19 protein-coding genes and 1 tRNA gene are annotated in these 24,235 nt (G+C 71.1%); 18 read left to right on the forward strand and 2 right to left on the reverse strand.

The window, feature by feature from the left end; all coding sequences use genetic code 11:
- Nucleotides 1-90 precede the first annotated feature (90 nt).
- A complete protein-coding gene (locus tag ACFY00_RS26895) occupies nt 91-1,116 on the reverse strand; it encodes an adenosine deaminase (RefSeq protein ID WP_388034132.1) in 1,026 nt (341 codons plus the stop codon).
- A 93-nt stretch (nt 1,117-1,209) separates the two neighbouring features.
- A complete protein-coding gene (locus tag ACFY00_RS26900) occupies nt 1,210-2,448 on the reverse strand; it encodes a pyridoxal phosphate-dependent aminotransferase (protein WP_388034133.1) in 1,239 nt (412 codons plus the stop codon).
- Between the two features lie 309 nt (nt 2,449-2,757).
- Between ACFY00_RS26900 and ACFY00_RS26905 the strand changes: the two genes are divergently transcribed.
- From ACFY00_RS26905 to ACFY00_RS26990, 18 genes are all read left to right on the forward strand, one after another.
- Nucleotides 2,758-2,830 (forward strand) — tRNA-Trp (locus tag ACFY00_RS26905).
- 141 nt (nt 2,831-2,971) lie between these two features.
- Nucleotides 2,972-3,340, forward strand: a complete 369-nt coding sequence (gene secE / locus ACFY00_RS26910) for a preprotein translocase subunit SecE (protein ID WP_388034134.1) — start codon at nt 2,972-2,974, stop codon at nt 3,338-3,340.
- A gap of 182 nt (nt 3,341-3,522) precedes the next feature.
- A complete protein-coding gene (nusG, locus tag ACFY00_RS26915) occupies nt 3,523-4,395 on the forward strand; it encodes a transcription termination/antitermination protein NusG (protein WP_388034135.1) in 873 nt (290 codons plus the stop codon).
- Between the two features lie 165 nt (nt 4,396-4,560).
- A complete protein-coding gene (rplK, locus tag ACFY00_RS26920; RefSeq protein ID WP_030457453.1) occupies nt 4,561-4,995 on the forward strand; it encodes a 50S ribosomal protein L11 in 435 nt (144 codons plus the stop codon).
- Nucleotides 4,996-5,072: 77 nt separating this feature from the next.
- Nucleotides 5,073-5,795, forward strand: a complete 723-nt coding sequence (gene rplA, locus ACFY00_RS26925) for a 50S ribosomal protein L1 (RefSeq protein WP_285737048.1) — start codon at nt 5,073-5,075, stop codon at nt 5,793-5,795.
- Nucleotides 5,796-5,983: 188 nt separating this feature from the next.
- Entirely contained in the window at nt 5,984-6,787 is an 804-nt protein-coding gene (locus ACFY00_RS26930) for a hypothetical protein (protein WP_388034136.1), read from the forward strand.
- A gap of 101 nt (nt 6,788-6,888) precedes the next feature.
- Nucleotides 6,889-7,689, forward strand: a complete 801-nt coding sequence (locus ACFY00_RS26935) for a hypothetical protein (RefSeq protein WP_388034137.1) — start codon at nt 6,889-6,891, stop codon at nt 7,687-7,689.
- Nucleotides 7,690-7,984: 295 nt separating this feature from the next.
- Nucleotides 7,985-8,539, forward strand: a complete 555-nt coding sequence (rplJ, locus tag ACFY00_RS26940; protein ID WP_014136320.1) for a 50S ribosomal protein L10 — start codon at nt 7,985-7,987, stop codon at nt 8,537-8,539.
- An 83-nt stretch (nt 8,540-8,622) separates the two neighbouring features.
- Nucleotides 8,623-9,006, forward strand: coding sequence for a 50S ribosomal protein L7/L12 (gene rplL, locus ACFY00_RS26945; protein WP_388034138.1), 384 nt, complete (start codon nt 8,623-8,625; stop codon nt 9,004-9,006).
- Nucleotides 9,007-9,615: 609 nt separating this feature from the next.
- Entirely contained in the window at nt 9,616-13,089 is a 3,474-nt protein-coding gene (gene rpoB, locus ACFY00_RS26950; RefSeq protein ID WP_388034139.1) for a DNA-directed RNA polymerase subunit beta, read from the forward strand.
- Nucleotides 13,090-13,188: 99 nt separating this feature from the next.
- A complete protein-coding gene (locus tag ACFY00_RS26955) occupies nt 13,189-17,082 on the forward strand; it encodes a DNA-directed RNA polymerase subunit beta' (protein WP_285737053.1) in 3,894 nt (1,297 codons plus the stop codon).
- 163 nt (nt 17,083-17,245) lie between these two features.
- Nucleotides 17,246-17,914, forward strand: a complete 669-nt coding sequence (locus tag ACFY00_RS26960) for a hypothetical protein (protein WP_388034140.1) — start codon at nt 17,246-17,248, stop codon at nt 17,912-17,914.
- A 101-nt stretch (nt 17,915-18,015) separates the two neighbouring features.
- A complete protein-coding gene (locus ACFY00_RS26965) occupies nt 18,016-19,464 on the forward strand; it encodes a WGR domain-containing protein (protein ID WP_388034141.1) in 1,449 nt (482 codons plus the stop codon).
- A 115-nt stretch (nt 19,465-19,579) separates the two neighbouring features.
- On the forward strand, nt 19,580-20,752 hold the full coding sequence (locus tag ACFY00_RS26970) for a sensor histidine kinase (protein ID WP_388034142.1): 1,173 nt from the start codon (nt 19,580-19,582) through the stop codon (nt 20,750-20,752).
- A 25-nt stretch (nt 20,753-20,777) separates the two neighbouring features.
- Complete coding sequence (locus ACFY00_RS26975) at nt 20,778-21,452, forward strand: response regulator (protein ID WP_388034143.1); 675 nt, start codon at nt 20,778-20,780, stop codon at nt 21,450-21,452.
- 118 nt (nt 21,453-21,570) lie between these two features.
- On the forward strand, nt 21,571-22,152 hold the full coding sequence (locus ACFY00_RS26980; protein ID WP_388034144.1) for a hypothetical protein: 582 nt from the start codon (nt 21,571-21,573) through the stop codon (nt 22,150-22,152).
- Nucleotides 22,149-22,898: an NAD-dependent deacetylase gene (locus ACFY00_RS26985; protein WP_388034145.1), complete on the forward strand. Its 750-nt coding sequence runs from the start codon at nt 22,149-22,151 to the stop codon at nt 22,896-22,898. The genes ACFY00_RS26980 and ACFY00_RS26985 overlap by 4 nt, the downstream gene beginning before the upstream one ends.
- A gap of 82 nt (nt 22,899-22,980) precedes the next feature.
- Entirely contained in the window at nt 22,981-24,192 is a 1,212-nt protein-coding gene (locus tag ACFY00_RS26990) for a cytochrome P450 (protein ID WP_388034146.1), read from the forward strand.
- Nucleotides 24,193-24,235 lie beyond the last annotated feature (43 nt).

Below are 24,235 nucleotides of genomic sequence, written 5' to 3' on the forward strand. Positions count from 1 at the left end.
TACCGGGCCGGCGTCGTCCTCGCTTCGCTGATCCTGTGGCTGCGAGCCGAAGAGCAATAACCCACCACAAGATCAATTACGAGACACGGCCTAGGCGTCCTCGGTCAGCCAGGCGTCGATCTCGCCGAGCAGCTCCTTCACCACGTGCTCGGGGGCCTGCGAGGAGCGGATCGACTGGCGGGCCAGTTCGGCCAGTTCGGCGTCGGTGAAGGCGTGCGACTCGCGGGCCAGGGCGTACTGGTCGGCCAGCCGGGAGCCGAACAGCAGCGGGTCGTCGGCGCCCAGGGCGAGCGGGACGCCCGCCTCGAAGAGTTGCCGCAGCGGGACCTGCTCGGGGCTGTCGTAGACGCCGAGGGCGACGTTGGAGGCGGGGCAGACCTCGCAGGTGACCTGCCGGTCGGCGAGGCGCTGGAGCAGCCGCGGGTCCTCGGCGGCGCGCACCCCGTGGCCGATCCGGGTGGCGCCCAGGTCGTCCAGGCAGTCGCGGACGGACTCCGGCCCGGCCAGCTCGCCGCCGTGCGGGGCGGCGATCAGACCGCCGTTGCGGGCGATGGCGAAGGCGCGGTCGAAGTCCCGGGCCAGGCCGCGGCGCTCGTCGTTGGAGAGGCCGAAGCCGATCACGCCCCGGTCGGCGTACCGGACGGCGAGCCGGGCCAGCGTCCGGGCGTCCATCGGGGACTTCATCCGGTTCGCGGCGACCAACACCCGGATGCCGACGCCGGTCGCCTCGGAGGCCTCCCGGACGGCGTCCAGCACCAGCTCCAGGGTCGGGGTCAGACCGCCGAGCAGCGGCGCGTACGAGGTCGGGTCGACCTGGATCTCCAGCCAGCGGGAGCCGTCGGCGCGCTCGTCCTCGGCGGTCTCCCGGACGAGGCGGCGGATGTCGGACTCGTCGCGCAGGCAGGAGCGGGCGGTGTCGTAGAGCCGCTGGAAGCGGAACCAGCCGCGTTCGTCGGTGGCCCGGAGCTTGGGCGGGTGCTCGGAGCTGAGCGCCTCGGGCAGCCGGATGCCGTGCTTGTCGGCGAGTTCGAGCAGCGTCGCGGGGCGCATCGAACCGGTGAAGTGCAGGTGCAGATGGGCCTTCGGCAGGCTCCGGACATCACGCAGGCGATCCATTCACCGATCCTGCCGCAAAACCCCCGGAAACAGGAACCGCCCCCCGCGGCTCGCCCGATCGGGTGAGTCGCGGGGGGCGGTGCTGACGGGAGGTCAGTCGCGGGCCTCGCCGAGCAGCTTCTGCAGCCGGCTGACGCCCTCGACCAGGTCGGTGTCGCCCAGCGCGTAGGACAGCCGCAGGTAGCCGGGGGTGCCGAAGGCCTCGCCCGGGACGACCGCGACCTCGGCCTCGTCCAGGATCAGCGCGGCCAGCTCGGCGGAGGTCTGCGGGCGCTTGCCGCGGATCTCCTTGCCCAGCAGGCCCTTGACCGACGGGTAGGCGTAGAACGCGCCCTCGGGCTCGGGGCAGAACACGCCCTCGATCTCGTTCAGCATCGCCACGATGGTGCGGCGGCGGCGGTCGAACGCGGTCTTCATCTCGTCCACCGCGGAGAGGTCGCCGGAGACGGCGGCGAGCGCCGCGCGCTGGGCCACGTTGGAGACGTTCGAGGTGGCGTGCGACTGCAGGTTGGCGGCCGCGTTGACGACGTCCTTCGGGCCGATCAGCCAGCCCACCCGCCAGCCGGTCATCGCGTAGGTCTTGGCCACGCCGTTGACCACGATGCACTTGTCGGCCAGCTCGGGCAGCAGCGCGGGCAGCGAGGTGAAGGTCGCGTCGCCGTAGACCAGGTGCTCGTAGATCTCGTCGGTGAGCACCCACAGGCCGTGCTCCAGCGCCCAGCGGCCGATCGCCTCGGCCTCGGCCTCGGTGTACACCGCGCCGGTCGGGTTGGACGGCGAGACGAACAGCACCACCTTGGTGTTCGCGGTGCGGGCGGCCTCCAGCTGCTCCACCGAGACCTTGTAGCCGGTGGTCTCGTCCGAGACGACCTCGACGGGGGTGCCGCCGGCCAGCTTCACGGCCTCCGGGTAGGTGGTCCAGTACGGGGCCGGGATGATCACCTCGTCGCCCGGGTCGAGGATCGCGGCGAAGGCGTTGTAGATCGCCTGCTTGCCGCCGTTGGTCACCAGCACCTGCGAGGCGTCCACCTGGTAGCCGGAGTCGCGGAGCGTCTTGGCGGCGATCGCGGCCTTCAGCTCCGGCAGGCCGCCGGCCGGGGTGTAGCGGTGGTTCGCCGGGTCCTGGCAGGCGGCGACCGCGGCGTCCACGATGTAGCCGGGGGTCGGGAAGTCGGGCTCGCCGGCGCCGAAGCCGATCACCGGGCGCCCGGCGGCCTTGAGGGCCTTGGCCTTGGCGTCGACGGCGAGGGTGGCGGACTCGGCGATGGCGCCGACCCGGGCGGAGACCCGGCGGTTGGCGGGGGACACGTTCTCGGGGGTGGGTGCGCTCATGCCCTGAATGGTCCCAGACCGCAGGGGTGCCGGTCATCGCGGTTCCGCGGTGCGGACCCGGGCGTTCCAGCATCCGCGCCGCGGACCCGGACGATCTCGGGCGGACGGCGATCGGAGCCGGAGGATCTCGGGCGGAGGGCGTCGAAAGTCGGCGAATGTGATCTCGGTGAATGAGGTTCGACCAATCGGCGAAGAACCCGTACACTCACTGCTCGATGGCTCCCGAAGTGCGGATCCTCCGGTCGGATACACCACACGGCCGGGCGGATGCGGTAGGTTGGGGGCCACGTCGGAGTCGCGAGGCTCCGTAGGGCACTAGCTCAATTGGTAGAGCACCGGTCTCCAAAACCGGCGGTTGGGGGTTCGAGTCCCTCGTGCCCTGCAGCTCGATCCGTGCCAAGCCCGTTCGCTCCGCAGAGCGAGCGGGCTTGATGCGGAGAGGGCCCCACCCAGCACAGCTTTCGCCGGATCGCCCGTGCACCAGGCACGGACCTCCGCAGGACCGGGATTCAGGTGAGGACGAGTGACGGAGACCACGGGCTCCACCGCAACGCCTGAGAGCGGCAACTCCGAGGGGGCCGAGGGCACCGCGGACGGGACCGCCGGCACCGAGGACGGCAAGAAGCTCTCCCGGCGCGAGCGTCGCCGTGCCAACAAGGCCGAGGGCGGCGAGGGCAAGAAGTCCGGCAAGCGGGCCAAGAAGGGCCTCTTCGCCCGGACGGCGATCTTCTACCGCCAGATCATCGCGGAGCTCCGCAAGGTGGTCTGGCCCACCCGCAGCCAGCTGATCCAGTACACCACCGTCGTGGTCGTCTTCGTGGTCGTGATGATGCTGGTGGTCGCCGGCCTCGACTGGGTCTTCGGGAAGGGCGCCTTCTGGATCTTCGGCTGACGCCCGATCCGGTACCACCCCCCCGCAGGGATCCCCGCCGGTCCCGCACCGAATACTCCACCCCGACCCGGGCCGAATCCTTCGGCCCGGGTCGAGCTGTCGGCGCGAAGGGCCGCGGGCGACTACCGTTGAGTCGGTACTGTTGAGGTATCCGTTCCACAACCAGGAAAGAAGCAGCGACCGTGTCTGAGTCCCCCCTGTACGACGCCGACGAGACCGTCCGCGAGGCGGATGTCGCCGCCGAGCTGGACGCGGCCGAGGCTGCCGACGTCGAGGCTGCCGAGGAGATCGTCACCGAGGCGGACGCCGAGGAGGACGAGGTCGAGGCCGCCGACGAGCTGGAGGCGGGCGAGCCCGCCGAGGCCGCCGCCGTGCACGAGGTGGACGGGGCCGAGGAGGCCGACGTCGAGGCCGCGGAGGAGGTCGAGGCCGAGGCCGAGGAGGTCGAGAGCGACCCGGTCGCCGAGTTCCGCGAGCAGCTGCGCCGCGCGCCGGGCGAGTGGTACGTCATCCACACCTACGCCGGCTACGAGAACCGGGTGAAGCAGAACCTGGAGCAGCGCTCCGTCTCGCTGAACGTCGAGGACTACATCTTCGAGTCCCAGGTTCCGCAGGAGGAGGTCGTCCAGATCAAGAACGGCGACCGCAAGACCATCCGGCAGAACAAGCTCCCCGGCTACGTGCTGGTCCGGATGGACCTCACCCCGGAGTCCTGGGGCGTCGTGCGCAACACCCCCGGTGTCACCGGCTTCGTCGGCAACGCCTACGACCCGTACCCGCTGACCCTGGACGAGGTCGTCAAGATGCTCGCCCCCGACGTGGAGCGCGCCGCGGCCAAGGAGGCCGGCAAGGCCTCGCCGGTGCGCCCGGTCGAGGTGCAGGTGCTGGACTTCGAGGTCGGCGACTCGGTCACCGTCACCGACGGTCCGTTCGCCACCCTGCAGGCGACCATCAACGAGATCAACCCCGACTCGAAGAAGGTCAAGGGCCTGGTGGAGATCTTCGGCCGGGAGACCCCGGTCGAGCTCTCCTTCGACCAGATCCAGAAGAACTGACCCGAAGGTCTCCGGTGCCGGGGCGGGGCGAGAGCCTCCGCCCCGGCACCGTTTTGGTTCCGCGACACCTGACCGGTTAGCCTGGTCCGATGTGTGTCCTGGCGGCCGGGTTTCGCCCCGGGCCGGGCACATCAGCAATCACCTCTCGGAAGGACCCGGAGAGACATGCCTCCCAAGAAGAAGAAGGTCACGGGGCTTATCAAGCTCCAGATCAACGCCGGTGCGGCGAACCCGGCCCCGCCGGTCGGCCCCGCGCTCGGTCAGCACGGCGTCAACATCATGGAGTTCTGCAAGGCGTACAACGCGGCCACCGAGTCGCAGCGCGGCATGATCGTGCCGGTGGAGATCACGGTCTACGACGACCGTTCCTTCACCTTCGTCACGAAGACCCCGCCGGCGGCGCGCCTCATCCTGAAGGCCGCGGGCATCGACAAGGGCTCCAAGGAGCCGCACAAGACCAAGGTCGCCAAGCTGACCTCGGCCCAGGTGCGCGAGATCGCCACCACCAAGATGCCCGACCTGAACGCCAACGACCTGGACGCGGCGGAGAAGATCATCGCCGGCACCGCCCGGTCGATGGGCATCACCGTCGAGGGCTGACCAGCCCGTACGTCCTCCGTGGTAGGGCCGCGCGCGGCCCGTTCCCACCACGACTCCAATAATCACCAGGAGCAGCAGTGAAGCGCAGCAAGGCCCTCAAGGCCGCGGACGCCCAGGTCGACCGCGCCCGGATCTACGCCCCCCTCGAGGCCGTCCGCCTCGCCAAGGCGACCTCCGTCACCAAGTTCGACGGCACCGTCGAGGTCGCCATGCGTCTGGGCGTCGACCCGCGCAAGGCCGACCAGATGGTCCGCAGCACCGTCATCCTCCCGCACGGCACCGGTAAGACCGCCCGGGTCCTGGTCTTCGCGAACGGTGAGCGTGCCGAGGCCGCGCGTGCCGCGGGCGCCGACATCGTCGGCTCCGACGAGCTGATCGACGAGGTCGCCAAGGGCCGTCTGGACTTCGACGCCGTCGTCGCCACCCCGGACCTCATGGGCAAGGTCGGCCGCCTGGGCCGCGTGCTCGGTCCCCGTGGCCTGATGCCGAACCCGAAGACCGGCACCGTGACCCCGGACGTCGCCAAGGCCGTCAACGACATCAAGGGCGGCAAGATCGAGTTCCGCGTCGACAAGCACTCGAACCTGCACCTGATCATCGGCAAGACCTCGTTCACCGACGAGCAGCTGGTCGAGAACTACGCCGCCGCGCTGGACGAGGTCCTCCGGGCCAAGCCGTCCGCCGCCAAGGGCCGCTACCTGAAGAAGGTCTCCTTCTCCACCACCATCGGCCCCGGCATCCAGGTGGACCCGAACCGCACCCGCAACCTCCTCGTCGAGGAGGACCCGGCGGCGGTCTGACCCTGAGTCAGCCCCTGCGAGGTTCCCACCGGGCCCGCACCCCTTCGAGGGGTGCGGGCCCGGTGGCGTTCGAAATGGTGTGCGCGGCGGTCGGCGCGGTTCGGTAGAGTCCGCTCCCGTACTTCAGATGAGAATCCGATGAGTGGGGGACCCTCGTGCGCGCACTGCGTACCGTTGCCGTGGCTTGTGTGGCCATCGGCGCCCTGACCGCCTGCAGCAGCTCCGGTTCGGGCGGCTCGACCGACGGCAAGTCCGGCAGCGACGCCTCGCAGAGCGCCCCGGCCGCGGGCAAGGGCGGGGCCAAGCTGCCCCCCAAGGAGGCCCTGCTGGCCTCGGCCGCGGTGATGGAGAAGGCGGGCAGCGCCAAGCTGACCCTCAAGGACGCCGACGGCGGCGGCTCCGCCGACTACGTCTGGAAGGACCCGTCCTCCTTCCTGATGACCTCCCAGGAAGAGGGCAAGGAGGTCAAGGTCCTCTTCGTCGGCGGCCAGATGTACGTCGGTGCCACCCCCGACATGGCGGCCGCGGCCAAGGGCAAGAAGTGGCTGTCGCTCGACGTGAAGGACGGCTCGGGCGACTCCGACAACGAGGTCGGCTCCTTCGCCGCGGCGATGCAGGTGATGAACCCGGCGGTCCAGCTGGCCGCCGCCGCCCCCACCGCCACCGCGGTCGGCACCGAGACCGTCGCGGGCCAGAGCACCACGCACTACCACAGCCAGCTGAAGGCCGAGGACCTGGCCGCCAAGATGAACCTGGACCCGGCCCTCAAGGCCAAGGCGCTGGCCCAGATCAAGAAGGAGGGCGACACCGTCTCCGCCGACGTGTGGATCAACGGCAAGGGCGAGCTGGTCCAGCAGACCGTCGTCGACCCCACCGCCGAGAAGGGCGGCGCCCCCCTCACGGTCACCTACAGCGACCTGGGCCAGGCCAAGGCCACCCCGGCCCCGACCGCCGACCAGGTCTTCAAGCTCTCGGACCTGATGCAGCAGTAGGCGCGGCTCGGCGGCCCGCCCGGCCCGGGGGCGACTCCGGGGCCGGGCGGGCCGCATGGCATGGTGAGGGGACCGGACGGCAGCGGCAGGAGGAGGGACCGATGGGCGCACGGGCGCGCGGGGCCGGAGCCCTCCTGGCGGTCGCCCTGCTCGTCGGCGCGGCCACCGGCTGCACCGCCTCCGACCGGACGCCCGGCCGCGCCGAGACCTCCACCGCCACCCCGAGCACCGCGCAGCCCAGCCCCACCGACCGCTCCCCGCACGGGGTGATGCTCTCCGCCCAGCTGGTGCTGCACGACGCCCGGCGCGCCGGGTACACCGCGGTGCTGGGCGGCCAGGGGGCCAAGGGCGAGCTGTTCTGGGCGCCGAAGACGGTGCTGAAGTACCAGGCCGACGCGGAGAGCCAGGTGCTGATGGTGCTGGACACCTCCGCCTACCTGGGCGGCGACCCGGGCAGCGCGGCCAGGCTCGGCGGCCCGCACTGGCAGAAGTTCTCCAACGGCCGCATCCCGTACGGCGACCTGATCGACCGGCTCAGCCCGGTGGTCGCGGTCGCCGCCGCCGCGGCCGCCGCGGACCCGCAGCTGGTCGGCGAGGAGAAGCTGCTCGACGGCACCGCCGAGCACTACCGGGTCACCGTGACGGCAGCCCGGTACGTCGCCGCGCAGACCCAGCTCGACCAGACCCGGCGGCAGGCCCTGGCGGCCGCGCTGGGCGCCGGCGACGTGGTGCTCGACCTGTGGCTGGACGACAGCGACCGGCTGGTGCGGCTGCGCCGGGCCGCGGCCGAGGTCGACACCGTGGACTACAGCGAGTTCGGCAGCTCCGCGCTCTCCGTCCAGGCCCCCGCCGAGGCCGACGTCGCGCCCGGCACCGGTGCCAGCCCGCCCGCCTTCCCGTAGCGCGATTTGGTCAAACCCGACTCGTCCCGTTAGGCTGGCCGAGCCAAAGACCGCTGGTTGTCGCCGTGCCCCCGCGAGGGAGGACGGCACCGAAGGGTCCGCACCCGGTGCGGATCGCCCGCGCAGGTTGTGGAGCCAAGTGAAGATCTCCGGGCCGTTCCGGTCCGTCGAGGTCGTTGCCAGCCCCGTGCGCCTGCGCGCCGGGGCTTCTTCGCTTCCTGGGGTCCGAGGCGTTGGATGGTCGACTTCTCGAAGGTCGGCCCGACTTCGACATCACGGAAGGAGGCGTAAGCCTATGGCCAGGCCCGACAAGGCTGCCGACGTCGCCGAGATCACGGACAAGTTCCGTGCCTCCAGCGCCGCCGTTCTGACCGAGTACCGCGGTCTCACGGTGAAGCAGCTGAAGACGCTGCGTCGCTCGCTCGGCGGCAACGCCGATTACGCCGTGGTGAAGAACACGCTGACCAAGATCGCGGCCAATGAGGCCGGGATCTCCGAGCTGGACGACCTGTTCGCCGGTCCGACGGCTGTCGCCTTCGTCACCGGTGACCCGGTGGAGTCGGCGAAGGCTCTGCGTGACTTCGCCAAGGAGAACCCTGCTCTCATCATCAAGGGCGGTGTCCTTGACGGTAAGGCGCTGTCCGCCGATGAGATCAAGAAGCTCGCGGACCTCGAGTCCCGCGAGGTGCTGCTCGCCAAGCTGGCGGGTGCCCTGAAGGCCAAGCCCTCCCAGGCTGCCGCCGTGTTCCAGGCGCTCCCGTCCAAGCTCGTTCGCACCGTGGAAGCGCTGCGCGAGAAGGTCGAGCAGGGCGGTGCCGGTACTCCGGCTCCCGCCGAGGACGCGGAGTAACCACTCCCGTCCCAGCGGGCCCGTAAGCACGCCCGCCAACCCGTACATCCGGCACCTGCCGATTTAGTGGAAGGACGCCAATCATGGCGAAGCTCAGCACCGAGGACCTGCTCGAGCAGTTCGAGGGCATGACCCTGATCGAGCTCTCCGAGTTCGTCAAGGCCTTCGAGGAGAAGTTCGACGTCACCGCCGCCGCCCCGGTCGCCGTTGCCGCCGCCGGTGGCGCTGCCGCCCCGGCCGAGGTCGCGGACGAGCAGGACGAGTTCGACGTCATCCTCGACGGCGCCGGCGACAAGAAGATCCAGGTCATCAAGGAGGTGCGCGCCCTCACCTCCCTCGGCCTGAAGGAGGCCAAGGACCTCGTCGACACCGCTGGTGCCAAGGTTCTGGAGAAGGTCGCCAAGGACGTCGCCGAGAAGGCGAAGGCCCAGCTCGAGGGCGCGGGCGCCAAGGTCACCGTCAAGTGACCCGTTCCTCTCGCTGAGAGGTTCTCTGCCGGGCCGGGCCGGCCACCCTTCGGGGGGGCCGGCCCGGCCTGCTCGCGTTCCGGGCCCGGCGGGCCGTTGCTCCTGATGGCCCACGCGGGACTCGGCTCCTGTCGGTGTCCGGGGGTAGGGTGATCGCTGTCCGTCGGCCCCCGGGTGCAGGCAGCGTGTAACGCCCGGAGCGGTCCGGACGATGGGCAGGACGAGGTCCACACCCTGGTGCGGGCCTTGACGAACAGCACGCGGCGCGCGATTCTCGAGGCGCGTGCCCAAGCGGAACCGCCGCCGATGCATATTCGGGGGCGGCACTGGGAAGGTTCCCGGTGACGCAGAAGTGGGTGCGACGGCCCGGCCGGTGAGGGATCACTGCCCGGGTTGTCGGTTGTACGGGAGGAGCGTCCGATTCGGTCTCCGAATCAGGGCTTGCTAGCAGTGTCGCCTTTGGCTACACTGTCCCTTTGCGCTGCCTGTTAGCTGCTCCGTGACTCGTCGCCCGGAGTGGTCCCTGTCCTGACCTGGGGTTTTCACCCCTCGGCAAGGCCCGGCCGGTATGCGCGTAGTGAGCTCCGAGCCCTCGGAAGGACCCCCCTCTTGGCCGCGCCGCGCAACGCCTCGAACAATTCCGCATCCACCGCCCCGCTCCGCGTCTCGTTCGCGAAGATCAAGGAACCCCTCGAGGTCCCGAACCTCCTGGCCCTGCAGACCGAGAGCTTTGACTGGCTGCTCGGGAACGCGGCCTGGAAGTCCCGGGTCGAGGCTGCCCTGGAGAGCGGTCAGGACGTCCCCACCAAGTCCGGTCTGGAGGAGATCTTCGAAGAGATCTCCCCGATCGAGGACTTCAGCGGGTCGATGTCCCTGACCTTCCGGGACCACCGTTTCGAGCCGCCGAAGAACTCCATCGACGAGTGCAAGGACCGCGACTTCACCTTCGCGGCCCCGCTCTTCGTCACCGCGGAGTTCACCAACAACGAGACCGGTGAGATCAAGTCCCAGACCGTGTTCATGGGCGACTTCCCGCTCATGACCAACAAGGGCACGTTCATCATCAACGGCACCGAGCGTGTCGTCGTGTCCCAGCTGGTGCGCTCCCCGGGCGTCTACTTCGACTCCACGCTGGACAAGGTCTCCGACAAGGACATCTTCTCCGCCAAGATCATCCCCTCCCGCGGTGCCTGGCTGGAGATGGAGATCGACAAGCGCGACATGGTCGGTGTCCGCATCGACCGCAAGCGCAAGCAGTCGGTCACCGTCCTCCTCAAGGCCCTCGGCTGGACCACCGAGATGATCCTGGAGGAGTTCGGCGAGTACGAGTCGATGCGCGCCACCCTGGAGAAGGACCACACCCAGGGCCAGGACGACGCGCTGCTCGACATCTACCGCAAGCTGCGCCCGGGCGAGCCGCCGACCCGCGAGGCCGCGCAGACGCTGCTGGAGAACCTGTACTTCAACCCGAAGCGCTACGACCTCGCCAAGGTCGGCCGCTACAAGGTGAACCGGAAGCTGGGCAACGCCGAGTCGCTCGACTCCGGCGTGCTCACCGAGCCGGACATCATCAACACCATCAAGTACCTGGTGAAGCTGCACGCCGGCGAGACCGAGTGGCGCGATGACGAGGGCCGCGACATCGTCATCGAGGTCGACGACATCGACCACTTCGGCAACCGCCGCCTGCGCAACGTCGGCGAGCTGATCCAGAACCAGGTCCGCACCGGCCTCGCCCGCATGGAGCGCGTGGTCCGCGAGCGCATGACCACCCAGGACGTCGAGGCGATCACGCCGCAGACCCTGATCAACATCCGGCCGGTCGTCGCCTCCATCAAGGAGTTCTTCGGCACCAGCCAGCTGTCGCAGTTCATGGACCAGACGAACCCGCTGTCGGGCCTGACCCACAAGCGCCGTCTGTCCGCGCTGGGCCCCGGTGGTCTGTCCCGCGAGCGGGCCGGCTTCGAGGTCCGCGACGTGCACCCCTCGCACTACGGCCGCATGTGTCCGATCGAGACCCCCGAAGGCCCGAACATCGGTCTGATCGGCTCGCTGGCCTCGTACGGCCGGGTCAACGCGTTCGGCTTCATCGAGACCCCGTACCGCAAGGTCGTCGACGGCGTCGTCACCGAGGCCGTGGACTACCTGACCGCGGACGAGGAGGACCGGTACGTCATCGCGCAGGCCAACGCCCCGCTCACCCCGGAGCTGACCTTCGCCGAGCCCCGCGTCCTGGTCCGCCGCCGCGGCGGCGAGATCGACTACATCCCCGGCACCGAGATCGACTACATGGACGTCTCGCCGCGCCAGATGGTGTCGGTCGCGACCGCCATGATCCCCTTCCTCGAGCACGACGACGCCAACCGCGCGCTGATGGGCTCGAACATGATGCGCCAGGCCGTCCCGCTGCTGCGCAGCGAGGCGCCGCTGGTCGGCACCGGCATGGAGTACCGCTGCGCCGTCGACGCCGCGGACGTCATCACCGCCGACAAGGCCGGTGTGGTGCAGGAGGTCTCGGCCGACTACGTCACCGTCGCCAACGACGACGGCACGTACAACACCTACCGGGCCGCCAAGTTCACCCGCTCCAACCAGGGCACCGCCTTCAACCAGAAGGTGCTCGTGGACGAGGGCGCCCGGGTCGAGGCCGGCCAGGTGCTGGCCGACGGCCCGTGCACCGACGAGGGCGAGATGGCCCTCGGCAAGAACCTCCTCGTGGCGTTCATGTCGTGGGAGGGCCACAACTACGAGGACGCGATCATCCTGTCGCAGCGCCTCGTCCAGGACGACGTCCTCTCCTCGATCCACATCGAGGAGCACGAGGTCGACGCCCGTGACACCAAGCTGGGCCCCGAGGAGATCACCCGGGACATCCCGAACGTCTCCGAGGAGGTCCTCGCCGACCTCGACGAGCGCGGCATCATCCGGATCGGCGCCGACGTCGTCACCGGTGACATCCTGGTCGGCAAGGTCACCCCGAAGGGCGAGACCGAGCTGACCCCGGAGGAGCGCCTGCTCCGCGCGATCTTCGGCGAGAAGGCCCGCGAGGTCCGCGACACCTCGCTGAAGGTGCCGCACGGCGAGTCCGGCAAGGTCATCGGCGTGCGCGTCTTCGACCGCGAGGAGGGGGACGAGCTCCCCCCGGGCGTGAACCAGCTGGTCCGCGTCTACGTCGCCCAGAAGCGCAAGATCACCAACGGCGACAAGCTGGCCGGCCGCCACGGCAACAAGGGCGTCATCTCCAAGATCCTGCCGGTCGAGGACATGCCGTTCCTGGAGGACGGCACCCCGGTCGACATCATCCTGAACCCGCTGGGCGTCCCGTCCCGAATGAACCCGGGACAGGTCCTGGAGATCCACCTCGGCTGGCTCGCCAAGCAGGGCTGGGACGTCTCCGGCCTCGCCGACGAGTGGGCCAAGCGGCTCCAGGCGATCGGCGCCGACCGGGTCGAGGGCGGCACCAACCTCGCCACCCCCGTCTTCGACGGCGCCCGCGAGGACGAGATCACCGGCCTGCTGGACAACACCACCCTCACCCGTGACGGTGAGCGCCTGGTGAACTCCACCGGCAAGGCCCGGCTGTACGACGGCCGCTCCGGCGAGCCGTTCCCGATGCCGATCTCGGTCGGCTACATGTACATCCTCAAGCTGCACCACCTGGTCGACGACAAGCTGCACGCCCGTTCGACCGGCCCGTACTCGATGATCACCCAGCAGCCGCTCGGTGGTAAGGCGCAGTTCGGTGGTCAGCGCTTCGGTGAGATGGAGGTGTGGGCCCTTGAGGCGTACGGCGCCGCTTACGCGCTGCAGGAGCTGCTCACCATCAAGTCCGACGACGTCCTGGGCCGCGTGAAGGTCTACGAGGCGATCGTCAAGGGCGAGAACATCCCCGAGCCCGGCATTCCCGAGTCCTTCAAGGTCCTCATCAAGGAAATGCAGTCGCTCTGCCTCAACGTGGAGGTGCTGTCCTCGGACGGCCAGTCCATCGAGATGCGCGACAGCGACGAGGACGTGTTCCGCGCCGCCGAGGAGCTCGGCATTGACCTGTCCCGGCGCGAGCCGAGCAGCGTCGAAGAGGTCTGACGGAGGTCGGGCCGACCCCTAGTCCGGGTCGGCCCGCCCCCAGGCCCCCCTCAGACCAACAGACAGACTCTCGAATCACGAAAGAGGGCTTGACGACCAGTGCTTGACGTCAACTTCTTCGACGAGCTCCGCATCGGACTGGCCACCGCCGACGACATCCGCCAGTGGTCGCACGGCGAGGTGAAGAAGCCGGAGACCATCAACTACCGCACGCTGAAGCCGGAAAAGGACGGCCTCTTCTGCGAGAAGATCTTCGGTCCCACCCGGGACTGGGAGTGCTACTGCGGCAAGTACAAGCGCGTCCGCTTCAAGGGCATCATCTGTGAGCGCTGCGGCGTCGAGGTGACCCGCGCCAAGGTGCGCCGCGAGCGGATGGGCCACATCGAGCTGGCCGCCCCGGTCACCCACATCTGGTACTTCAAGGGCGTCCCGTCGCGCCTGGGCTACCTGCTCGACCTGGCGCCGAAGGACCTCGAGAAGGTCATCTACTTCGCCGCCTACATGATCACCTGGGTGGACGACGAGCGTCGCCAGCGCGACCTCCCGTCCCTGGAGGCGCACGTCTCGGTCGAGCGCCAGCAGATCGAGAACCGGCGCGACGCCGACCTGGAGGCCCGGGCCAAGAAGGCCGAGGCCGACCTGGCCGAGCTGGAGGCCGAGGGCGCCAAGGCCGACGTGCGCCGCAAGGTGCGCGAGGGCGCCGAGCGCGAGATGAAGCAGCTGCGCGACCGCGCGCAGCGCGAGATCGACCGCCTCGACGAGGTCTGGACCCGGTTCAAGAACCTCAAGGTCCAGGACCTGGAGGGCGACGAGCTGCTCTACCGCGAGCTGCGCGACCGCTTCGGCACCTACTTCTCCGGCTCGATGGGCGCGGCGGCCCTCAAGGACCGCCTGGAGTCCTTCGACCTGGGCGAGGAGGCCGAGCGCCTCCGCGAGATCATCCGCACCGGCAAGGGCCAGAAGAAGACCCGCGCGCTCAAGCGCCTCAAGGTCGTCTCCGCCTTCCTGCAGACCAGCAACAAGCCCAAGGGCATGGTGCTCGACTGCGTCCCGGTGATCCCGCCGGACCTGCGCCCGATGGTCCAGCTCGACGGTGGCCGCTTCGCCACCTCCGACCTGAACGACCTGTACCGCCGCGTCATCAACCGCAACAACCGCCTGAAGCGGCTTCTCGACCTCGGCGCGCCCGAGATCATCGTGAACAACGAGAAGCGCATGCTCCAGGAGGCCGTCGACGCGCTCTTCGACAACGGCCGCCGCGGCCGCCCGGTCACGGGCCCCGGCAACCGTCCGCTGAAGTCGCTGTCCGACATGCTCAAGGGCAAGCAGGGTCGTTTCCGCCAGAACCTGCTCGGCAAGCGCGTCGACTACTCGGCCCGTTCGGTCATCGTCGTCGGCCCGCAGCTCAAGCTGCACCAGTGCGGCCTGCCCAAGGCCATGGCGCTGGAGCTCTTCAAGCCGTTCGTGATGAAGCGCCTGGTCGACCTGAACCACGCGCAGAACATCAAGTCGGCCAAGCGCATGGTCGAGCGCGCCCGCCCCGTGGTGTGGGACGTCCTCGAAGAGGTCATCGCCGAGCACCCGGTGCTGCTGAACCGTGCGCCCACCCTGCACCGCCTCGGCATCCAGGCCTTCGAGCCGCAGCTGGTCGAGGGCAAGGCCATCCAGATCCACCCGCTCGTCTGCACCGCGTTCAACGCGGACTTCGACGGCGACCAGATGGCCGTGCACCTGCCGCTGTCCGCGGAGGCGCAGGCCGAGGCCCGCATCCTGATGCTGTCCTCGAACAACATCCTGAAGCCGGCCGACGGTCGCCCCGTCACCATGCCGACCCAGGACATGGTGCTGGGCCTGTTCTTCCTCACCTCGGACCGCGAGGAGGTCAAGGGCAAGGGCCGTTCCTTCTCCTCGACCGCCGAGGCGATCATGGCCTTCGACGCCCGCGAGCTGGACGTCCAGGCCCCGATCGACCTGCGCCTCCCGGCCGGCACCGTCCCGCCCCGCGGCTGGACCCCGCCGGTGGACGAGGACGGGCAGCCGGCCTGGACCGAGGGCGAGCCGTTCCGGATCACCACCACGCTGGGCCGCGCGCTCTTCAACGAGCTGCTGCCCGAGGACTACCCGTTCGTCGACTACGAGGTCGGCAAGAAGCAGCTGTCGGCGATCGTCAACGACCTCGCCGAGCGCTACCCGAAGGTCGTCGTCGCCGCGGCGCTCGACAACCTGAAGGCGGCCGGCTTCCACTGGTCGACCCGTTCCGGTGTCACCGTCTCGATCTCGGACGTCATCGTCCCGCCGAGCAAGCCCGCCATCCTGGAGGGCTACGAGGCGCAGGCGGAGAAGGTCCAGAAGCAGTACGAGCGCGGTCTGATCACCGACAACGAGCGCAAGTCCGAGCTGGTCGGCATCTGGACCCGCGCGACCAACGAGGTCGCCGACGCGATGGCCGCGAACTTCCCGAAGACGAACCCCATCTTCATGATGGTCGACTCGGGCGCGCGCGGAAACATGATGCAGATGCGTCAGATCGCCGGTATGCGTGGTCTGGTGTCGAACGCGAAGAACGAGACCATCGCGCGTCCCATCAAGGCCTCGTTCCGCGAGGGCCTGTCCGTGCTGGAGTACTTCATCTCCACCCACGGTGCCCGTAAGGGTCTGGCCGACACCGCGCTGCGCACCGCCGACTCGGGTTACCTGACCCGTCGTCTGGTGGACGTCTCGCAGGACGTGATCATCCGCGAGGAGGACTGCGGCACCGAGCGCGGCCTCAAGCTGTCGATCGGCTCGGTCGGCGCGGACGGCGTGCTGCGCAAGGCCGACGACGTCGAGACCAGCGTGTACGCCCGCATGCTCGCCGAGGACATCACCGTCGACGGCAAGCTGATCGCCACCGCCAACACCGACCTCGGCGACGTCCTGATGGACGAGCTGATCCGGCACGGCGTGAGCGAGGTCAAGGTCCGCTCGATCCTGACCTGCGAGTCCGCGGTCGGCACCTGTGCCTTCTGCTACGGCCGCTCGCTGGCCACCGGCAAGCTGGTCGACATCGGTGAGGCGGTCGGCATCATCGCCGCCCAGTCCATCGGTGAGCCCGGCACCCAGCTGACCATGCGCACCTTCCACACCGGTGGTGTGGCCGGTGACGACATCACCCAGGGTCTGCCGCGTGTCGTCGAGCTCTTCGAGGCCCGCACCCCCAAGGGCGTGGCCCCGATCTCGGAGGCGGCTGGCCGCGTCCGGATCGAGGACACCGAGAAGACCCGCAAGGTCGTCGTCACCCCCGACGACGGCAGCGACGAGATCGCCTACCCGGTCTCCAAGCGCGTCAAGCTGCTGGTCAGCGAGGGCGAGGCGGTCGAGGTCGGCCAGAAGCTGACCGTCGGTGCGACCAACCCGCACGACGTGCTGCGCATCATGGGCCAGCGTGCCGTCCAGATCCACCTGGTGGCCGAGGTCCAGAAGGTCTACAACTCGCAGGGCGTGTCGATCCACGACAAGCACATCGAGATCATCATCCGGCAGATGCTCCGCCGCGTGACGATCATCGAGTCGGGCGACGCCGAGCTGCTCCCGGGCGAGCTCGTCGAGCGCGGCCGCTTCGAGCAGGAGAACCGTCGCGTGGTCTCCGAGGGCGGTCACCCCGCCTCCGGCCGTCCGCAGCTGATGGGCATCACCAAGGCCTCGCTGGCCACCGAGTCCTGGCTGTCGGCCGCCTCCTTCCAGGAGACGACCCGGGTGCTCACCGACGCGGCGATCCACGCCAAGTCGGACCCGCTGCTGGGCCTCAAGGAGAACGTCATCCTCGGCAAGCTCATCCCGGCCGGTACGGGTCTGCCCCGCTACCGCAACATCCGGGTCGAGCCGACCGAGGAGGCCAAGGCCGCGATGTACTCGGCCGTCGGCTACGACGACTACGACCTGTCGCCGTTCGGCGCGGGCTCCGGTCAGGCCGTCCCGCTGGACGACTACGACTACGGCCCGTACACCGGCTGATCCCCGGTACGGAACGCAGGGCGGTCACCCCGATCGGGGTGGCCGCCCTGCGGCGTTCCCTAGGGGGAATCCCCCCGGGGAGGGAGGGGGGCGAACCCGCCGCGGGAGGGAGGCGGGCGGGGGTGGGCGGCCGGGAGACTGGGGGTGTCGAAGGGAGGCCGCGGTGAAGCGGTGGGTGGGGACGGTGGCCGTCGTGGGGCTGCTGGCGGGCGGGGCGGCCGGATGCGGGCCGTGGGACGACCGGAAGCAGACGGTGTCGTACGAGGTGCCCGGGCAGGTCACCGAGCTGCGGGTGGACGGCGAGGTCGGCGGGATCGAGGTGCGGGCCGGGGACGGGCCGGTGCAGGTGGTGGAGAAGCGCAGCTGGCGGGACGAGGAGCCGCAGGCCGCCCACGTGCTCGCCGACGGGGTGCTGAAGCTGTCGTACTCCTGCACGCAGTGCGGGATCGGCTACCAGGTGCGGGTGCCCGCCGGGACGGTGCTGCGGCTGACGGCGACCACCGGCGGCATCCGGGTGCACGGCCTGAGCGGCGACGTCACCGCGGAGACGGTCACCGGCGGGGTGGAGGCCACCGGGCTGCGCAGCGCGAACGTGGTGCTGAAGGCCGAGACCGGGGGCGTGTCGGCCCGGTTCGAGGCGGCCCCGACCCGGGCCGAACTGCGCACCGGCACCGGCGGGGTGGAGCTGACCGTGCCCGCCGGGGAGGCGTACGCGGTGGACGCGCACGCATCGACGGGCGGCACCGAGGTGGACGTCCCCTCGCAGGCCGGGGCGGCGCACGCGCTGGTCGCCCGGGCCGACACCGGTGGCGTGAAGGTCGGCACCGGCTGAGCGCCAACTGTCGTTGCCGGGCCGTAGGTTGAGCGGTGTCGGCAGGTGGCGAGACCCCGCCGGCACCCCTCCGAACTCTGTGCCCGAAAGGGGCGTCGGCCATGTCCGTCACCGTTTCCGCGGACCCGCAGGTGACCTACCTGGAACTCTCCGAGGACCAGGGGAGCGCCCACAAGTTCTACGAAGTCACGGTCGAGGGCGCCGAGTTGACGATCCGCTACGGGCGGATCGGCGAGAGCGGCACCACCAGGTCCACGGTGTGCGCGAGCGCCGAGAAGGCCGCCGCGCAGGCCGCCAGGAAGATCGGCGAGAAGGTCCGCAAGGGCTACGCCCCGGCCGTCCGGGGCGTGCGCCGGCGCCGGGCGGTGACCCGGCGGCAGATCACCTCCAGCCGCTCCACCGCCCGCCAGGCGCCGCTGCTGTGGCGCTTCCGCTCCGGCTCGCCCGCCTTCGGGGTGTACGTCGGCGAGGAGCACGCCTGGGTCGGCAACGAGCAGGGCGACGTCTACACGCTGACCACCGACGGGCAGGTCACCGGCCGGTTCGGGCTGCCCGACGGCGTCAAGTGCATCGTCGCCGACGACTGGTGGATCTACGCGGGCTGCGACGACGGCAAGGTGTACGACCTCGGCGGGAAGGTGCCGCGGGTGGCGTACGAGATCGCCCAGGACGTGGACATCTACTGGCTGGACATCCACGACGGCGTGCTCGGCGTCGCCGACGAGCGCGGCGGGCTGACCACCGTCGACCACGAGGACGAGTTCCAGTGGCGGCGCGGCGCGCAGGGCTCGGCCGGCTGGATGGTGCGCTGCGACGCCGAGTCGGTCTACCACGGCTGGTCGGCGGGCGTGGCCCGGTACGCCGGGCGGGGCGGCGAGCAGCTGTGGCACACCCGGACCAAGGGTGCGGTGCTGTTCGGCTGGCAGGAGCGGGACGAGGTGTTCGCGGGCACCTCGCAGGGCTGGGTGCACCGGCTGCGCAAGGCCGACGGCTCGGAGGCCGCCGCGTACAGGTGCGACGCCGCGGTGTTCTCCTGCGCGGCCTCCCCCGACGGGGAGTTCGTCTTCGCGGGCGACAACCACTCGTCCGTCTACTGCTTCGCCGCGGACGGCACCCGGCTGTGGAAGCTCGGCACCGGCTGCGGCTCGGCGTACAGCATGCAGTACCGGGACGGGCGGCTGTACCTGGTCACCACCGACGGCTCGCTGGCCTGCCTGGACGCCTCCCAGGGCGCCGTGCGGGACGCCGAGCGGGGCACCCTGCCGGCCACCGCGGAGGTGAACGGGGCGGGCGTCGAACGCGTCGCGGCGGGCGCCGAGCTGGAGACCGTCAGCGCCGGGGCGGCGGCCGGGGGCGTCGAGGTGGAGTGCGTGGCCGAGGGCGGGCGGCTGCGGGTGCGGGTGGTGACGCCCGGCTACGACGCCGCGCTGCGGGTGCAGTTCCCGAAGGACGTCCGGGTGGCCGGGGCCAGGTACCTGGTCGCCGAGGTGCGCCGGTCCGAGTCCGGCGGGTTCTACCGGGCGCGGGGGGAGATCAAGCGGCTGCTGTGACGTCCCGGGGCGCTCGCCCAGGGGGTGCTCCCGGTCGGGGGCGCCCCCTCGCGCGTGCGGTCGCCGGTGGGGCGGGCGTGCGGCGGTCGACCGACGGTGCGAGAGGATGCGCGGCATGGGGACGTGGGGGAAGTGGACGGACGGGCTGCTCGCTTGGGGGCGGGCCCGGCCCTGGGCGGTGAACGGGCCGGTGGTGGCGCTCGCCGTCGGCGTCTCGCTGTGGGGGGTGTACACCGACCGGATCCCCTCCGAACGGCAGTGGTGGGCCTACGCGTTGGCGCTCGCCGGCTCGCTGCCGCTGTGGTGGCGCCAGCGCGCGCCGTGGGCGGTGATGCTGGCCTGTGCGGTGCCCACGGCGGCGCTGTCGGCGCTCGCGCACTTCGCGATGCCGCAGATCCAGCTCGCCATGGCGGTCGCCATCTACACCGTCGCCGACCGCGGCCGGGACTGGCAGCGGGCCGTGCTGCTGACCGTCGCGGTGCTCGGCAACGTGTACGGCACCCGGTCCTTCGGCGGCATGCTGTTCAGCATGGTGGTGTCGGTGGGCAGCTTCGTGCTCGGCTCGCTGGTGCGGGAGCTGCGCCGCCTGGCGGGCGTCGAGGCCGAACGGGCCCGGCAGGCCGGGCTGCGGGCCGCCAGCGACGCCGCCCGCGCGGTCGCCGAGGAGCGGGCCCGGATCGCCCGCGAGATGCACGACATCCTGGCGCACGCGGTCTCGCTGATGGTGGTCCAGGCCGAGGCCGGGCCGCTGGTGGTGCGCGGCAACCCCGACCGGGCGATCCGGGCGTTCGACGCCATCGCCGACTCCGGGCGTGACGCGATGGTCCAACTCCGGCGGGTGCTGGGCGTGTTGAAGGAGGACGGGGCGGCTCCCGCGCTCGCCCCGCAGCCCCGGCTGGCGGAGCTCGCCGACGTGCTGCAGCGGGTCCGCGACTCCGGGATCGCGGTCGACGCCGAGATCGAGGAGGCCGGGCCCGCCGAGGTGCAGGCCGCGGCCTTCCGGATCGTCCAGGAGGCGCTGACCAACGTGGTCAAGCACGCCGACGCCCGGCACGTCAGCGTCCGGGTCGCGGTCCGCGACGGCGCCCGGCTGCACGTCGAGGTCGCCGACGACGGCGCCGGACCGGCCCCCGCCCCGGTCGGCGCGGGCATCGACGGGCGCTCCGGCGGCCGCGGCCTGCTCTCCATCCGGGAGCGCGCCGCGGCCTGCGGCGGCAGCGCCGAGACCGGGCCCCGGCCGGGTCGCACCGGCTACCTGGTGGCCGCCGTGCTGCCGCTCCATGCCTGAGCAATTCACAAGAGGGGAACGAGAGTTGACCATCCGCGTGGTGATCGCCGACGACCAGGAGCTGGTCCGGGCCGGATTCGGCATGATCCTGGAGGCCCAGCCCGACATCGAGGTCGTCGCCGAGGCGGGCGACGGGCGGCAGGCCGTCGCGGCCGTCCGCGAACACGCCCCCGACGTCCTGCTGCTGGACGTCCGGATGCCCGTCATGGACGGCCTGGAGGCCGCCCGCCGGGTCTGCGCCGACCACCCCGACTGCAAGGTGGTCATGCTGACCACCTTCGACGTCGACGACTACGTCTTCGACGCGCTGTACGCCGGGGCCAGCGGCTTCCTGCTCAAGGACGTCCGCCGCGACGACCTCGTCCACGCCGTCCGGGTCGTCCACTCCGGCGAGGCGCTGCTGGCCCCGTCCGTCACCCGCCGGGTCATCGGCGAGGTCACCGCCCGCAAGGCGGGCGGCGCGCTGGCCCTCTCCCGGCCGCTCGGGCGGCTCCTGGAGTCGCTCACCGCACGGGAGTTGGAGATCCTGCGGCTGGTCGCCCGCGGCATGTCGAACGCCGAGATCGCCGCCGCCCTGGTGGTCAGCGAGCACACCGTCAAGACGCACGTCAGCAACCTCCTGCAGAAGCTCGGCCTGCGCGACCGCGTCCACGCCGTGGTGTTCGCCTACGAGGCGGGCGCGGTCACCGCAGGGGAGTAGCCGACTCCTCCCCGCGGGGGAGGCCCGACTCTCACCGGCGCGGGGGAGGCGCGCCGCGGGCCGCCGCGGCAGGGTTGGGGGTGCCGGAAAGGGCATTCTCACAAGGGGGTCGGGGCAGATGGTGACGGGACGACGGGCGCTGGGGTGGTCGGCCGGGCTGATGGCGGTGTACGGGCTGGTGCGGCTGCTGCCGGGCTCGCGCGACGTGGGCACCGGCTGGACGGTGGGGCACCTGGCGCTGTTCGCCGCCCTGGCGCTGCTGGGCGTCGGCCTGCTCGAACTGTGGCGGCTGGGCGGCCGGACCTCGCGGTGGGGCCGGGCCTGGCTGGCGACGGGCTGGGCGGGCGTCGCCGCCGGACTGGCCCAGTCCGGGATCGACCTGTACGCCAACGCCGTCTCCGCCGACCGGGCGGCCCGCTCGGCGGTGTTCGACCGGGTCCGGTCGGTGCCCGGCGTGCGGCCGGTGGTGTACGACGTGGTGCCGGTGCTGCTGTACGTCGGCCTGATCGCGCTGCTGGTCCGGCTGGCCCTGCGGCGCGCCACCCCCTGGTGGAGCCCCGCCCTGGTGCTGCTGGGCACCCTGGCCATGGCCGCGTCCCTGGACTACCTGGCGGTCGGCGCGGCGCTGTACCTGACCGCCTTCCTGCCGGTGATAACCGGTGGCCGCGGACGGGGACGGGCCGTACCCTCCGGGACATGACCGGTAAGCGGCCGCTGGTGGCGGTGTTGACAGGGGCGGGCATCTCTACGGACTCGGGGATCCCCGACTACCGCGGCCCGCAAGGACTCTGGCAGCGGGACCCGAGCGCGCAGGAACTGGTGACGATCGGCCCGTACCTGGCGAGCCGCGAGGTGCGCCGCCGCTCCTGGCTGATGCGGCGGGACGCCGGGGCGATCGGCGCCGCACCCAACGCGGGCCACCGGGCGCTGGCCGAACTGGAGCGCGCGGGCGTCCCGGTGCGGGTCCTTACCCAGAACGTGGACGGGCTGCACCAGGCCGCCGGCCTCCCGGCGCGCAAGGTGCTCGAACTGCACGGGACGGCCACCGAGGTGCAGTGCGTGCGCTGCCGGGCCACCGGCCCGATGGCGGACGCCCTGGAACGCGTCGCCGCGGGCGAGGACGACCCGGCCTGCGAGCAGTGCGGCGGCGTGCTGCGCCCGCGCACCGTGATGTTCGGCGAGGCGCTGGACGAGCGGGTGCTGGAGCAGGCCGACGCGATCGCCAGGAACTGCCAGGTGTTCCTGGCGGTCGGCAGCTCGCTGCAGGTGCACCCGGCCGCGCTGCTGCCGAAGATCGCGCTGGAGCACGACGCGCGGCTGATCGTGGTCAACGGCGAACCCACGCCCTGGGACTGGGCCGCGCACGAGGTGATCCGGACACCGATCTCGCAGGCGCTCCCGGAGCTGGTGGCCCGCCTGGTGGACGGCGACCTGTCCGAAGTCTGACCGTCGCCGGCCGTCCGCTGCCCGCTGCGGGACGGCGGACCGGCCCGCGTAGCATGGCGGCCCGACGACCAGGGAGGACCCCGTGACGACCGACGCCTTCGACCCCCGGTCGGCCGAGTTCGTGGCCCGCCCCTACCCCGCGTACGCCGCCCTGCGCGAACGGGCGCCCGTCCACCGCCACGAGCCGACCGGGCAGTGGCTGGTCTCCCGGTACGCCGACGTCAACGCGCTGCTGCGGGACCGCCGACTCGGCCGCACCTACACCCACCGCTTCACCCACGAGGAGTTCGGCCGCCCCGCGCCCGATCCGGCGTACGAGCCGTTCCACACCCTCAACGACCACGGGCTGCTCGACCTGGAGGGCCCCGACCACGCCCGGATCCGCCGCCTGGTCTCCAAGGCCTTCACCCCGCGCACGGTCGAGTCGCTGCGCCCCACCGTCCGGCGGCTGGCCGCCGAACTCGTCGACGGCCTGCTCGCCGACGGCGGCGGCGACCTGATCGCCCGGGTCGCCGAACCGCTGCCGGTCGCCGTGATCGCCGAGATGCTGGGCATCCCCGCCTCCGACCGGCACCTGCTGCGCCCCTGGTCCGCCGACATCACCGGCATGTTCGAACTCGACCCGAGCCCGGAGACCGCCCGCCGCGCCGTCACCGCCAGCCTCGAATTCTCCTCCTACCTGCGGGAGTTGATCCGCCGACGGCGCGCCGAGCCCGGCCCCGACCTGATCAGCGCCCTGGCCCTGGCCGCCGAGGACGGGCAGGTGCTCAGCGAGCAGGAGACCGTCTCCACCTGCGTCCTGCTGCTCAACGCGGGCCACGAGGCCACCGTCAACACCACCGGCAACGGCTGGCTCGCCCTGTTCCGCAACCCCGACCAACTCGCCCGGCTGCGCGGCGCGGTGGACGAACTGCTGCCCACCGCCGTCGAGGAACTCATGCGGTACGACACCCCGCTGCAGATGTTCGAACGCTGGGTGCTGGACGACATCGAGATCGGTGGCACGACCGTCCCGCGCGGTGCGGAGGTCGCCCTGCTGTTCGGCTCCGCCAACCGCGACCCCGAGCGCTTCACCGACCCCGACCGGCTCGACCTCGGCCGCACCGACAACCCGCACCTCAGCTTCGGCGCCGGAATCCACTTCTGCCTCGGCGCCCCGCTCGCCAGAATGGAACTCACCGAGTCCTACGGCGCACTGCTCCGCAAGGCCCCCGGGCTACGCCTGCTGCGCGAGCCCGCCTGGCGCCCCGGCTACGTGATCCGGGGGCTGGAACAGCTACTGGTCGAGGTCTGAGGACCGACGTTCGAAGAAGGGGGCGCACGGTGCGACGGGCGAC

It is taken from the genome of Kitasatospora sp. NPDC001540, assembly GCF_042894345.1.
Taxonomy (GTDB): Bacteria; Actinomycetota; Actinomycetes; order Streptomycetales; family Streptomycetaceae; genus Kitasatospora; species Kitasatospora phosalacinea_C.

Coding starts and splice junctions, on each gene's coding strand:
- ACFY00_RS26900 (WP_388034133.1), bottom strand. CDS start 2,448: ATGAGCGCACCCACCCCCGAGAACGTGTCCCCCGCCAACCGCCGGGTC.
- ACFY00_RS26935 (WP_388034137.1), top strand. CDS start 6,889: ATGGGCGCACGGGCGCGCGGGGCCGGAGCCCTCCTGGCGGTCGCCCTG.
- ACFY00_RS26895 (WP_388034132.1), bottom strand. CDS start 1,116: ATGGATCGCCTGCGTGATGTCCGGAGCCTGCCGAAGGCCCATCTGCAC.
- ACFY00_RS26985 (WP_388034145.1), top strand. CDS start 22,149: ATGACCGGTAAGCGGCCGCTGGTGGCGGTGTTGACAGGGGCGGGCATC.
- rplK (WP_030457453.1), top strand. CDS start 4,561: ATGCCTCCCAAGAAGAAGAAGGTCACGGGGCTTATCAAGCTCCAGATC.
- ACFY00_RS26980 (WP_388034144.1), top strand. CDS start 21,571: ATGGTGACGGGACGACGGGCGCTGGGGTGGTCGGCCGGGCTGATGGCG.
- rplL (WP_388034138.1), top strand. CDS start 8,623: ATGGCGAAGCTCAGCACCGAGGACCTGCTCGAGCAGTTCGAGGGCATG.
- ACFY00_RS26965 (WP_388034141.1), top strand. CDS start 18,016: ATGTCCGTCACCGTTTCCGCGGACCCGCAGGTGACCTACCTGGAACTC.
- rplJ (WP_014136320.1), top strand. CDS start 7,985: ATGGCCAGGCCCGACAAGGCTGCCGACGTCGCCGAGATCACGGACAAG.
- ACFY00_RS26970 (WP_388034142.1), top strand. CDS start 19,580: ATGGGGACGTGGGGGAAGTGGACGGACGGGCTGCTCGCTTGGGGGCGG.